Origin of the sequence: Dorea sp. AM10-31, assembly GCF_003435815.1 — a bacterium.
In the GTDB taxonomy this organism is placed as follows: Bacteria; Bacillota; Clostridia; order Lachnospirales; family Lachnospiraceae; genus Dorea_D; species Dorea_D hominis.
The window spans coordinates 1-12,492 of the sequence record NZ_QTUV01000007.1 but is presented as its reverse complement, the minus strand read 5'-3'; the positions used below and the strand labels follow the sequence as shown (position 1 = coordinate 12,492).

Genomic DNA, 12,492 nt, shown 5'->3' with positions numbered 1-12,492 from the left:
TAATTTCCTTTTATTTCGCAGATTTTAAATATTCTTCCGTCAGCTCTACTGCATCTGCGATACACTGCGGGCAGCTGCACAGGACTTTCCCTGTATCCACACCTTTTAATTCACGACAGACGCAGGAACCATTTTTCTCTTTAAACTTCTGGACATAAGTTTTAATTTTCTTATAGGTATCTCCTTTTGACGGGGAACCTTCTTCTACATTTCCTTTACTGTTATCCAGCCCAATGATCATTGCCATTCCGGAAAGCGCACCGCACATCTCCATCACGCCCATGCCAAGTCCAAAACCTTCCGCGATCCGGAACATTTCCTGCTCGTCAATTCCAAATTCTTTGCAAAATGTACAGGCTACTGCCTGTGCACAGTTGCATCCATTTTTATGTAATTTTACTGCATATTCTGTTTTTGCGCTCATTTTGTCTTCCTCCTGGTCTTTGTTGTAAGTGATTTTGCCCATTTTTCAATTTCCTGTTTATTTGCACGGTTCAGAAGCAACTCTCTTTGTTGTTCCACTTGCACTGAAATATGCAACCAGTTTCTTTGCCATTGTAATTACCTCCTTAAATTTTACATTAAAAAATGTGTAAGACTTTCTTTTTATCGTACACATTTATTATAGTTCTCTTTTTGTATTATGACTAATACTTATGTCTCCGTAGCTTTTGTAAAGTTTTGTTCTTGCGCTACGGTTAAAAAATACCGGAATACCCGAAGTTCCATAAATGTAATTCTTTCCTTTGTGTCACTACTTTATTTTCATTTATCTGTATTGGCCATTTTTGTTATATACGATTAAATCATCTGTATTTTTCTCACATATATACACCATAACGAATTACTTTTCACAAGTCAATTCGTTTTTTCCTTTTCTTCCAATCAAAAACGCTGCTATAAACGCAGTAACCGGCACTGTCAGAACAACTCCAAGGCTTCCGGACAAGCCCTGCATGATCTCGATTCCAATCACATAAGAATTTGCCAGCTGCAAATAACTCAGATCATATGCGTAATTAAGAACAAGTGTTGTCATTGCGCCACCGACATATGCAAAGATCAGTGTGTTCGTCATTGTTCCCATCATGTCCCGTCCAACATTGATGCCGGAAAGGAACAACTGCTTCATCGATAACGTCTTATCTGTCTCATATATTTCCTGTATGGTTGATGCGATAGACATTCCAACGTCCATGACTGCTCCCAGTGCTGAAATAATAATACCGGCGAAAAGCAATTCTCCAATTTTAATTTTCGTATTTTGTCCGACATAATTGAGTGCCTCTATATCTGATACATTAAAGCCTGTAATTCCTGCCGCTTTTCCAAAGATGATCGCCGCCACTGCCGCAATAATCACTCCAATGGCTGTGCCTAGAATTGCCGCCACTGTTTTCTCTGAAATTCCTCCAAGTAGCCCCAATGTTATGATTGTCGTAAGCACCGCAACAATGATTGTCAGGAAAATCGGAGAAATTCCTTGATACATAAGCGGAAACATCAGCCAGATAATGCATATAAATGCAAATACCAGACTCAGTACTGCATAAATTCCTTTTTTGCCTCCGACCAGGCATACTACCAGTGCAAAAATAAATGCAAACACATAAATCGACATTGTACGGTCCTTGCTGTATACAGTAAATCCCGCATTGTCTCCACTCTTATTCACGATCACAATAATTTTCATTCCTACTTTACAGTCCGCACCAAATAAAGTTCCACTCGGATTGATGGCTTCTTTTTTCTGTCCCTTGAATGTCCCGGATATCATTTTCACCTGGACTTTCTGCGTTCCATAACGATTTCCATCCTCTGCAAGATTATCTTCCACAATTTTTGTGACAACACCTCTTTCATAAGTCTGTCCTTTATAAGATGCCAGAGTCGCTTTTTGAAAATCATTACATTTATATAGAATCATTCCAAATATAAGAACTGTAATCCCAAGGATTACAAGTTTTTTCCATGTCATTGTTTTTTTCATTTTCTATTTTTTCATCCTTTTCTATGTAGCAAAGAAAACCCATACTTGAATCCGGTTCAAGTACAGGCTCCCTTTTTTGTAATGTTATTTGATTGTTGCTTTCTTGACTGAGCTGAATGCTCCGTAGATTTGTTTTCCAGCCACTGTCTTATAAGCACGTGCTTTTACATAATAGGTTTTTCCTGTTTTCAGTTTCTTCACTGTATAAGTTGTCGCATTTGATTTTCTTACTGTTTTTGCTTTTTTGAAGTTTTTGTTATCAGCATATACGAATTCGTATCCGGAAACCTTTTTATTTTTATCCCATTTTACGGTCAGCTGTGCTGCCTTTTTATTGTTCAGAGCAATCCTCTGTTTCTTCGGTGCAACAGTAATTGTGATTTTCTTCGTTGCTGCCTTATAAGTATCTGTTGCAGCTGCCTTCACTGTGATGGTTGTCTTACCAGGAGCTTTCACGGTTACTTTTCCATTTGCATCGACTGCTGCTACAGATTTATTAGATGTCTGGTAAGTCAGTTTACCATTTCCATTTGTCTTTGCGTTTAACTTGAATGCTTTTGAAGTCTCTGTTTTTGTATAAGAAGCTGTTGCAGTAATCTTCTGGTCTTTTGCTTCCACAACGTCTTTTTTTACAATTTTGTAAGAAGATGATCCATCCAGTTTATTTCCTGTATCTGCATCATAGACTTCTACTTCAAATGTATCATCTGTTACATTTACTACTGAATAACTTGGTGTCCATGTCTGGCTTCTCTCAGAGATGTAATCCTGTTTTGCTGTGATCAGATTGTAATATTTAGATCCGGTTGCTGAATTTGCTTCCAGATAAACCGTTCCTTCTGGATTTACAACTGTACCGCTCTGGGTTTTGTTTACAATCTCATAGCAGTTATTTTCTTTTGAATAATTTGCCGTATCTTCTGTCTTAAAGAATTTGTCGTGTGTTTTTCCATCACCCTGTAACTGATAAGTTCTGGAATAAGTATGGTCATGTCCCTGCATTACTACATCGATGTCATATTTATCCATAAGCGGTGTAAGCTGTGTTCTGAGAACCATACCGTCAGAATCAGAGTGATCATATCCTGATCCGTAAATATCATGGTGGAACATTACTACTTTCCATTTCATATCTGGATTTTCCTTAATCGCTTTGCGCATTACATTTTCATGTGTTGCACAGTTGTAATTGTTTGTGTCCAGCACGATGAATAATGTATTTCCATATGTATAGTAATAATCTGTTCCCGCTGCCGTGTGTCCTTCTGTGTACTGGGTTTTGTTTTTATAACCACTTGTATCAAATGCATTCGGGTTATTATAATGCATGCTGTACTGAGCAGAAGCAGAATCATGGTTACCGATAGTTGTTGCTACCGGAAGTGACCGGAGTGCGTCTGCGCCAAGATATGCCGCATATTGTACTTCATTATTGTTGGTATTCACCTGATCACCTGCGGAAGCGACAAAACTTAACTGTGGATTACGTTTTACTGCATTATTTAACACATTGTTCCAGTTGTATCCGTCATTTCTTGCAGCAAGATTATTATTTTTCATAACTTCGCCATCTGTACTTGTCTGTCCGGAAGAAGCTCCGATCTGTGGATCTCCTACATATAAGAAGGAATACTTTTGGAAAGACTTCGTTGCATACTTTTGTGCGTCCTGATATTTGCCATCCTGAAATACCTGATAATAATAAGTTGTATTCTCTTTTAATCCTTCTACCGTTGCTTTATTAGAATAATACTGCTCTCCATCGATCTGCACTGCCTCTGTCTGAGCGCCTTCCACTTCTTTCGCATCAGTCATATCTTTATTTGTGGCAATTTTTACTTTTGGTGTTTCTGCTGTTTTGCTATAGTAAGCAAAATTGAGCTGTGTCTCATCTGCACCAGGTGTTAAAGATACATTCTCATAATTTTTACTATATTTATCCCAGTTTTCTTTCCATAAATTCCAACTTTCAGATTTAGAAGCTGATGCATCGTTCCAGTGTTCGGTTGCCGCCTGTACGTTTGATAATGTGGATGGACATGCCATCATAACTCCACCTGCCAGCATCATAGCTGAAACTGCTGCCTTCATTGCACGTTTTTTTGCGTTTCTCTCTACGCTTCTTCGAATCTTTCTCACAATAGATTCCTCCTTTATAGTTGATCATTTTCGATGTCGAGATTCACTATAAAGGAGGATTGTAAAAATTTGATATTGAAAATCGGGAAATTTAAGTTAAAAGATTGTAAGTTTACGATATTAAAACAGATCCAGCATATTGTCCAGATAAATTTCTTCCCTGACCTTAAGCTGGTATTCCGGCTTTGTCATGTAATACAGCAGAAATTCCAGGATCAGGGCACTGCCAAGGCTTCGTCCTTCAATTTTAAAATTAGAAAATCCCATTGGCAGATATCTCTTCTGAATATCCTGGATACCAATAAATCCCTGATTCTTCATGGCTTTTGAAAATCGATACCCGCCTTCTGAATCCGGTGCATTGCAATGGAAATCGTTGCAGTCTTCCCCCAAATTTCTGCGGCTGACCGTTTCATAACACTCTTTTCTGTCTTTGCAGCCAAAATAGCAACATTCATTACAGAGAAATTCTATTTTATCCTTCTGTCCGGCAGACAGCGTATCTAACTTATCAAATGCTTTATTCAGCCGGAAATCCGGCACAACAAACTGAAATTCATCTCTTATTACTTCCTCATGCAGCTGTATGAAATCTTTCAGAACCTTTGTTGTCGAAGATACCAGGTAAAGGTCCGGATAATTTCTGCGCAGATGATCCACCAGCAAGTCTGCGTAAACGATCACTCCATTTTTCACAGCGCTGTCATGTGCAAACAATGCACAGAGTGCATTACATTTTTTATCTGTAAGATGCTCTTCTTTAAGCAGGGAATTGCTAAATGTCAAACGGGCGGATATTCCGTATTCCTTCATCAACGCCAGTACATCCTGTGGACTCCCATCTCCGAATCCGGCACGTCCACCACCCCAGAGACAGTCAGCAGGTGCCCCGTAGATGGAACCAATCTCGCACCAGTTGTAAAAATATTCTCTGTGTTCACGAAATAACGGCAGAAATACACGATAAAATTCATAAAACTCGAACAATCCCGGAAGATGATAATATGCTGTATCTTTTTTCATTTTATATGTTCCTCAACTCACTTATTTATCTGCTATTCCAACATTGTTTTTTTTGTTCATACAGATATAGTAGACCGCACTCATAACAACTCCCACCGTTGTATATACTGGTACAGCCAGTCCAATCATTGTCAGGCTTGCATTTGGTGGATACTCTTCACATATGCAAACGGCAGATGTATTTCACGGCAACTTCTTTTATTTGTTCTTCATCTGACTTTCTTCTGCAAGTTTTTTTCCCTGTGCCAGCATTTATATCTATATGTTCTAACTCAAGCAGCGCAATTTTCTTATCAATTCCTCCGGCATATCCTGTCAGACTGCCATTTGTTCCCACTACACGATGACAGGGAATGATAACAGAAATTTCATTATGTCCGACTGCACCGCCTACTGCCTGTGCAGACATATAGGAAGTATTTTTCATCTCAGCCACTTTACGGGCAATTTCTCCGTATGTGATTGTCTGTCCATATGGAATCTGCAATAAGATCTGCCATACATTATGTCTGAATTCTGTTCCTTCTGGATTAAGAGGCGGTGTAAATTCTGGTTCTTTCCCGGAAAAATAGATATCCAGCCATTTTTTTGCCTCTGTAAGAATCTTCGTTTCCTGTGAAATATGCTCATCCGAAAGTGTATTTGCAAAATGTTTCTGCCCTTCAAACCACAAACCGGTAAGACCGATTTCATCAGCTGCTAAAAGAATGTTGCCAATTGGTGACTTATATTTGCAAGTATATATCATATCAATGCTTCTCCTTTTTCGTTATTTTGAAAGCCGACATTTCAATGTTCAGGTCTGTCCTCCGGAGTTCCGTTTTTAGGACGTCCTCTAAATTTTTCTTGACTTCGTGTTGCACGAACTTGTTAGGATAAATATAGCACAGAGAGTTACTCCGAGTAAATACAATAGTGGAGGATTGAACATGGAATATTTAGCTTTAAATAACGGCATTCAAATGCCACTTGCAGGTTTCGGTACATTTATGCTTAACAAAGAAACCTGTACAAATGCAGTCACAGCAACCATCGAAACTGGCTATCGAATGACCGACACTGCTGAACAGACGGTCATGCAATCGCTTTCAAATCTTCAGACAGACTATATTGACCTGCTGCTCCTGCACTGGCCACATCACCTTTTCAACTCTGCGGAATATACTATACATCATAGAACTTATTTCATAGGGAGGAATATATGAAAAAGCATATTTCCGCATTTCTTCTGCTTCTTGCAGTATCTGTCACTACCATTTTCGGATGTGCTTCCACAAAAGAAACAACTTCAGATTCAACCAAAAGCGAAAAAACATCAACAGAAATGACTCCGGTTACTTTAAACGAAGTTGCTCATTCCATCTTTTACGCACCGATGTATGTTGCCATCGAGAAAGGTTATTTCAAAGATAAAGGAATTGCCCTTACGCTCCAGACCGGTTTTGGTGCTGACAAGACAATGACTGCTGTCATTTCCGGAAGTGCTGATATCGGATTCATGGGATCTGAAGCTTCCATCTATACCTACAACGAAGGAGCAAATGATTATGTTGTCAACTTTGCACAGTTGACACAGCGCGCAGGAAATTTCCTTGTAGCCAGAGAAAAACTGGATAATTTTAAATGGGAAGACTTAAAAGGCAAGAAAGTACTTGGCGGAAGAAAAGGTGGAATGCCGGAAATGGTATTTGAGTATACCTTAAAGAAAAATGGCATTGATCCGTCCAAAGATCTGTCCATCAATCAGAACATTGATTTTGGTTCAACTGCTGCCGCTTTCGCTGAAAAAAAGACACCGGCTGACTTTACTGTAGAATTTGAACCAGGTGCAACCAACCTCGAAAAAGAAGGCAAAGGTTACGTTGTCGCTTCTCTTGGCACTGACAGCGGCTATGTTCCATATACTGCATTCTGTGCAAAACAGTCTTATATCAAAAAGAACGCCTCTGTCATCCAAAACTTTACAAACGCACTGCAAAAAGGTATGGATTATGTACAGTCCCATTCCCCGGAAGAAATCGCAAGCGTTATCGCCCCTCAATTTAAAGAAACAGATCATGGCACCATCACTACAATCCTTACCCGCTACTATAATCAGGATACATGGAAAGATAATCTGATTTTTGAAAAGAAAAGCTTTGACCTCTTACAGGATATCCTGGAAAGCTCCGGTGAACTCACAAAACGCGCTCCATATGATGACCTTGTAACAACCACTTATGCCGAAAAAGCAGCTGAAAGATAAAATTTGTTGTCAAATACTGCATGTAAGCATAGCGCATTTTTCTCTCTGCCATAATTTGCATAACCTGCCATTGGATTCTATGACAACAGAGGCAAAATAAGCAGGAACAGTCAGAAATACTCTACTCCTTCTGACCGTTCCTGCTCTTTGAAATTATAATCATCCCCATATAAATACCAATTACAATTCTTCTCGAATTATGCTCCCTTCATCTGGCTGCTTAAGTATCCTTTCACCTCTTCACGACTCATCTCCAGCGCCACCGCCAGCTCGCCGCAGAGAAATTTCTCCGCAATTCCAAGATACCTGTCATCCACATGTGTAACTTTCTTTCCTCTGGAAAGCCGCTCCATCTTTCTTTCATAAGAGGTTTTAATAATAACGATCCATTCTCTGCACTGATTTTTCAACATTGCTTCTTTGTAAAGTCCTTCACGTTTCTTCTCATCTGTCACAGTCAGTTGTTCAATATCACCCAGCTGTGCGATCAACGTCTCCGCTTCCTGTTTTGTAATAACTTCCCGAATCTGGTTCTTCTTGTTCTCCACCGGGGTATATACCGTTCCGTCTTTATCATAAATTGGCTTTAACGTATAATACTCTTTCTCGTTGTCAGAACAACTCAAACTGATTTTTCCAATATCTACAACCTGACACACACCTTCTTTATAATGTGCTACATAATCACCTATTTTAAACATATCTTCCTCCATCTCATCATCTGACAAACTACAGCACATTTTCCCTCTTATAATACAATTATAGCAATTTTTTTCATATTATGTAAGATTTTTTTACTATTATTCATAAAATTTCTGTCTATGGCATATATCTTAATAATCAATCGGACTTTTGGAGACTCTCTATGAAAAAAACACTTTTGAAATTTGCCGGAATCGGACTCTTATTTGTCTACTCCTTCTTCTCCGGAAGATATCTCGCTTCTCTTTTCTCTCTTCCTTCTTCATCTACCGAAACTGCTGCATCATCCGAAGCTATAGAAAACTGGGGTCTCGGATTCCAGAAAGATGGAACCCGTCCCACTGCAAATGCAACTATCGATGAACTGAAAAAATATAATGCCCACTACGCAGCAGACACCAATAAAAAGAAAATCTATCTGACTTTTGATTGTGGTTATGAAAATGGAAATACAGGCAAGATCCTTGATACACTGAAAAACCATCACGCCAAAGCAACCTTCTTTGTTGTCGGTAACTTTATTACTTCCAATCCGGAGCTTGTAAAAAGAATCCATAAAGAAGGACATATTGTCGGCAATCACACGTATCACCATCCCGATATGTCTAAAATTGCCACAAAAGAGGCTTTTGAAAAAGAATTAAAAGATGTGGAAACTGCTTATAAGCAGCTCACCGGTGAGAAAATGACTCGCTTCTACCGGCCACCACAGGGCAAATACAGCATCTCTAATCTTAAGATGGCAAAGGAAACAGGTTATCATACTTTCTTCTGGAGTCTTGCCTATGTGGACTGGTATGCCGATAAACAGCCAACAAAAGAAGAAGCTTTTAAAAAGCTTCTTCCTCGTATTCATCCCGGTGCTATTGTTTTATTACATAATACTTCTTCTACCAACGGTTCCATTCTTGACGAACTGCTTACACGCTGGGAAGATATGGGATATCATTTTTATTCTTTAGAAGAATTTGCCGCTTCCTGAATCTGTTCATTCAGATCATTCAGATAAACCCACCGGTCCATTTTCTCGTCCAGCTGCTGGCTCACTTCTTCCTTTTTCTCGAGAAGTTCATTTAACTTCACAGAATTGGAGGCGTTTTCCAGCATCTGGGCATCCAGAACTTCAATCTTCTCTTCCAGTGCAGTGATCTCCTCATCGATCGTCTCAAATTCCCGCTGTTCTTTGTAGGAGAATTTTAATTTCTTATCATGTTTTTTCCATGTTACACGACTGTCCTCAGCGCTATTCTCACTTCCGGACTTCTCCGTCTGTGCTGCGGAACCGACTCCCATACTTTTAACTGTCATATCCGGCAGTCCTTCCAGTTCTTTACGAATCAGATAGTCAGAATATCCTCCTTCATACTGGCGGATCGCCCCTTCTCCCTCAAATGCAAAGATTCTTCTTACTGTCCGGTCAAGGAAGTAGCGGTCATGCGATACGACAATGATGATTCCATCAAAACCGTCCAGATAATTTTCAAGAATTGTAAGTGTCTGGATATCCAGATCGTTGGTCGGCTCATCCAGGATCAGCACATTCGGCGCACTCATCAGAATCCGCAGAAGATACAGTCTCCTCTTCTCACCACCGGAAAGCTTCTCAATCTTTGACCACTGGATCGCTCCCTCAAACAGGAAACGCTCTAGCATCTGTGATGCTGTGATTCTTCCATCCGAAGTCTGAATATACTCTCCCGCTTCTTTCACATAGTCGATGACTTTCATTGAATCATCCATGTATTCATTCTCCTGAGAAAAATAGCCGATCCGTATTGTCTGCCCGATTTCTATCGTTCCGGTATCCGGTTTCACAATTCCATTGATGATCTTAAGTAACGTTGTCTTTCCACATCCGTTCGGTCCGATAATTCCAATCCGGTCATTTTTCAGAAAAATATAATTATAATCCCGGATCAGCAGATGATTCCCATAGGATTTGGAAATATCAGAAAGTTCAATTGTTTTATTTCCCATCCGTGATGCGGTAGACGTGAGCAGTACCTGCTTTTCTTCCTGAATATCCTTCATCTCCTGCATTGCCTGAATACGGTCAATATGTGCTTTCTGTTTCGTGCTTCGTGCACGTGCGCCACGGTGCAGCCATTCAAGCTCTGTCCGAAGCAGGCTTTTTCTCTTGCGTTCTGTTGCAAGTGCCATATTCTGACGCTCTTCTTTCAGTTCCACAAACTTCGCATAATTTCCCGGATAACTGTACAGCTTTCCTTTGTCCACTTCTACAATCCTGGTTGCGATACGGTCAAGGAAATAGCGGTCATGTGTAACCATCAGAACCGCACCGCGAAATGAGATCAGATAATTTTCCAGCCACTCTGACATCGCATTGTCCAAATGGTTGGTCGGCTCATCCAAGATCAGAATGTCCGCAGGCGTCAGAAGCGCGTTGACTAACGCAACACGCTTCTTCTGTCCGCCGGACATATGCTCTACTTTTTCTTCATAATCCGCAAAACCGAGCTGGTTCAGCATGGATCTTGCATCCGCTTCTATCGTCCAGCGGTTCCATTCTTCCATATTTCCGCCGACCGCAGCCTGCAAAATCGTTGTTCCAGGTGTAAATACCGGTGTCTGCGGAAGATAGCAGATCTTCACCTGATTACCCATACTGATCTTTCCGGCATCTGCTTCTTCAATCCCTGCAACCACTTTCAACAGAGTTGATTTCCCCATTCCGTTTACACCGATCACACCGATTTTTTCATTTTCATTAATACTAAATCCTACATCATCCAGAAGTATCCGGTCTGTGTATGATTTTGTAATATTTTCCATTGTAAATAAATTCATGCTAAATCCAGCCTTTCTTTTACAGGAAGATATATTTTAATACAAATAAAACTGCAAGCACATACATCAGTGCACTGATTTTCTTCTCTTTTGCCTTACCTGTCAGAAGATTTAATACTACATATGTGATAACCCCCATAGAGATTCCTTCGGAAATGCTGTAGAAGAACGGCATAGCTCCGATACAGATGTAACATGGAATTGCTTCAGAAACATCTGAGAAATCAATATTTACAACGTTTGTCAGCATATAGAATCCAACGATGACAAGTGCCGGTGCTGTTGCAAAGGATGGGATGGCAAGGAAGATCGGTGACAGGAACAGTGACAGTCCGAAAAGGATTGCTGTTGTAACTGCTGTGAGTCCGGTTCTTCCGCCTTCTGTAACACCGGATGCACTTTCAACGAAAGTTGTTGTTGTAGAAGTACCAAGAACAGCTCCTGCTGTTGTTGCTACCGCATCTGCCATTAATGCCCCTTTGATATGTGGCAGTTTTCCATCTTCATCCAGCATGTTTGCTTTGGAAGATACACCAATCAGAGTTCCGATCGTATCAAACATATCTACAAACAGGAAGGCAAATACAACCACAATAAAGTTCAGTGAAAACATAGAATGGAAATCCAGCTTTGCAAATACCGGAGCAATACTTGGAATAGAAAGTCCGTTGCTGAAATCAGGAAGCAGACTGTAGAATCCAACATCCGGATTCGGTACATAGATTCCTGCGAACTGACATCCGATTCCTAACAGCCATGTGATCAAGATTCCCCATAAAATATTTCCCTTGATATTTCTTATAACTAAGATTCCTGTGATCAGAATACCGATAATTGCAAGAAGTACTGTGATTCCTACATCATGGAAAGTAGCTTTTACGCCATTTGCCGCATTGTAGTTATCCAGTGAATATAACTGAAGCAGTGTAGATCCTCCGATTACAATCTTAGCATTTTGTAAACCGATAAATGCGATGAACAGACCGATACCTACGCTGACTGCAGCTTTTAAGTTCTTCGGAATTGCATTGAAAATTGCTTCACGGACATTTGTTGCAGACAGAATAATAAAGATAATACCTTCTGCAAATACTGCTGTTAATGCAACTTTCCAGCTGTATCCGTAGACGCCTACAACTGTATATGCAAAATATGCATTCAGTCCCATACCTGGTGCAAGTGCAAACGGATAGTTTGCAAATACCGCCATCAGGACTGTGCCAAGTAATGCTGCCAGTGCTGTTGCTGTAAAGACTGCACCTGAATCCATACCTGCTGCTGACATAATACTTGGATTAACTGCAAGAATATATGCCATTGTCATAAATGTTGTGATTCCGGCAATAACTTCTGTCTTCACATCTGTGCCGTTCTCACGTAGTTTGAAAACTTTTTCTAACATGTGTTTTCCTCCTTGTCCTCTCATTAATTTACAAACATAGTTTCCCAGGTAACAATAACAGTTTCATTCTAACAAAATAGAGCCATAAAGTAAATGGCTCTATTTCTTGAAAACACTTTTTCATCTATATTATAGAGATGAGCAAAACACATTAATTCAAAAGTAGGACGTGGCAGTTAGTTT

The 12,492-nt window shown here is 40.0% G+C and carries 12 protein-coding genes; 3 read left to right on the top strand and 9 right to left on the bottom strand.

The window, feature by feature from the left end; translation table 11 throughout:
* Positions 1-10: 10 nt before the first annotated feature.
* The 6 genes from DW125_RS10520 to DW125_RS10500 form a co-directional block, all read right to left on the bottom strand.
* Positions 11-424, bottom strand: coding sequence for a C-GCAxxG-C-C family protein (locus DW125_RS10520; protein WP_117538180.1), 414 nt, complete (start codon positions 422-424; stop codon positions 11-13).
* A 57-nt stretch (positions 425-481) separates the two neighbouring features.
* Positions 482-619, bottom strand: coding sequence for a hypothetical protein (locus tag DW125_RS14040; protein WP_158549915.1), 138 nt, complete (start codon positions 617-619; stop codon positions 482-484).
* Positions 620-844: 225 nt separating this feature from the next.
* Positions 845-1,990, bottom strand: coding sequence for a YibE/F family protein (locus DW125_RS10515; RefSeq protein WP_117538094.1), 1,146 nt, complete (start codon positions 1,988-1,990; stop codon positions 845-847).
* 84 nt (positions 1,991-2,074) lie between these two features.
* Positions 2,075-4,129 carry a metallophosphoesterase gene (locus tag DW125_RS10510; RefSeq protein WP_021861275.1) on the bottom strand — a complete coding sequence of 685 codons (2,055 nt, stop codon included), beginning with the start codon at positions 4,127-4,129 and terminating at the stop codon, positions 2,075-2,077.
* A gap of 120 nt (positions 4,130-4,249) precedes the next feature.
* On the bottom strand, positions 4,250-5,152 hold the full coding sequence (locus DW125_RS10505) for a hypothetical protein (protein ID WP_021861274.1): 903 nt from the start codon (positions 5,150-5,152) through the stop codon (positions 4,250-4,252).
* Between the two features lie 157 nt (positions 5,153-5,309).
* A complete protein-coding gene (locus tag DW125_RS10500) occupies positions 5,310-5,900 on the bottom strand; it encodes a methylated-DNA--[protein]-cysteine S-methyltransferase (protein ID WP_021861273.1) in 591 nt (196 codons plus the stop codon).
* Between the two features lie 181 nt (positions 5,901-6,081).
* Between DW125_RS10500 and DW125_RS10495 the strand changes: the two genes are divergently transcribed.
* Positions 6,082-6,357, top strand: coding sequence for an aldo/keto reductase (locus DW125_RS10495; protein ID WP_117538092.1), 276 nt, complete (start codon positions 6,082-6,084; stop codon positions 6,355-6,357).
* Complete coding sequence (locus DW125_RS10490; protein ID WP_117538091.1) at positions 6,354-7,397, top strand: ABC transporter substrate-binding protein; 1,044 nt, start codon at positions 6,354-6,356, stop codon at positions 7,395-7,397. The genes DW125_RS10495 and DW125_RS10490 overlap by 4 nt, the downstream gene beginning before the upstream one ends.
* Before the next feature lie 197 nt (positions 7,398-7,594).
* On the opposite strand, the gene DW125_RS10485 is transcribed toward DW125_RS10490, so the two are convergent.
* Positions 7,595-8,098, bottom strand: coding sequence for a CarD family transcriptional regulator (locus DW125_RS10485; protein WP_021861270.1), 504 nt, complete (start codon positions 8,096-8,098; stop codon positions 7,595-7,597).
* 164 nt (positions 8,099-8,262) lie between these two features.
* On the opposite strand from DW125_RS10485, the gene DW125_RS10480 reads away from it, so the two are divergent.
* Positions 8,263-9,081: a polysaccharide deacetylase family protein gene (locus DW125_RS10480; RefSeq protein ID WP_117538090.1), complete on the top strand. Its 819-nt coding sequence runs from the start codon at positions 8,263-8,265 to the stop codon at positions 9,079-9,081.
* Here the strand turns inward: DW125_RS10480 and DW125_RS10475 are convergent.
* Together DW125_RS10475 and DW125_RS10470 are read right to left on the bottom strand one after the other, a co-directional pair.
* Positions 9,051-10,907, bottom strand: coding sequence for an ABC-F family ATP-binding cassette domain-containing protein (locus DW125_RS10475; RefSeq protein WP_021861268.1), 1,857 nt, complete (start codon positions 10,905-10,907; stop codon positions 9,051-9,053). The two genes, DW125_RS10480 and DW125_RS10475, sit on opposite strands and share 31 nt — an antisense overlap.
* A gap of 19 nt (positions 10,908-10,926) precedes the next feature.
* Complete coding sequence (locus DW125_RS10470) at positions 10,927-12,309, bottom strand: NCS2 family permease (protein ID WP_021861267.1); 1,383 nt, start codon at positions 12,307-12,309, stop codon at positions 10,927-10,929.
* Positions 12,310-12,492 lie beyond the last annotated feature (183 nt).

Excerpts from the sequence above, each read along its gene's own strand:
- DW125_RS10520 (WP_117538180.1), bottom strand. The coding sequence starts at position 424 with ATGAGCGCAAAAACAGAATATGCAGTAAAATTACATAAAAATGGATGC.
- DW125_RS14040 (WP_158549915.1), bottom strand. The coding sequence starts at position 619 with ATGTGTACGATAAAAAGAAAGTCTTACACATTTTTTAATGTAAAATTT.
- DW125_RS10515 (WP_117538094.1), bottom strand. The coding sequence starts at position 1,990 with ATGAAAAAAACAATGACATGGAAAAAACTTGTAATCCTTGGGATTACA.
- DW125_RS10505 (WP_021861274.1), bottom strand. The coding sequence starts at position 5,152 with ATGAAAAAAGATACAGCATATTATCATCTTCCGGGATTGTTCGAGTTT.
- DW125_RS10500 (WP_021861273.1), bottom strand. The coding sequence starts at position 5,900 with ATGATATATACTTGCAAATATAAGTCACCAATTGGCAACATTCTTTTA.
- DW125_RS10495 (WP_117538092.1), top strand. The coding sequence starts at position 6,082 with ATGGAATATTTAGCTTTAAATAACGGCATTCAAATGCCACTTGCAGGT.
- DW125_RS10490 (WP_117538091.1), top strand. The coding sequence starts at position 6,354 with ATGAAAAAGCATATTTCCGCATTTCTTCTGCTTCTTGCAGTATCTGTC.
- DW125_RS10485 (WP_021861270.1), bottom strand. The coding sequence starts at position 8,098 with ATGTTTAAAATAGGTGATTATGTAGCACATTATAAAGAAGGTGTGTGT.
- DW125_RS10480 (WP_117538090.1), top strand. The coding sequence starts at position 8,263 with ATGAAAAAAACACTTTTGAAATTTGCCGGAATCGGACTCTTATTTGTC.
- DW125_RS10475 (WP_021861268.1), bottom strand. The coding sequence starts at position 10,907 with ATGAATTTATTTACAATGGAAAATATTACAAAATCATACACAGACCGG.
- DW125_RS10470 (WP_021861267.1), bottom strand. The coding sequence starts at position 12,309 with ATGTTAGAAAAAGTTTTCAAACTACGTGAGAACGGCACAGATGTGAAG.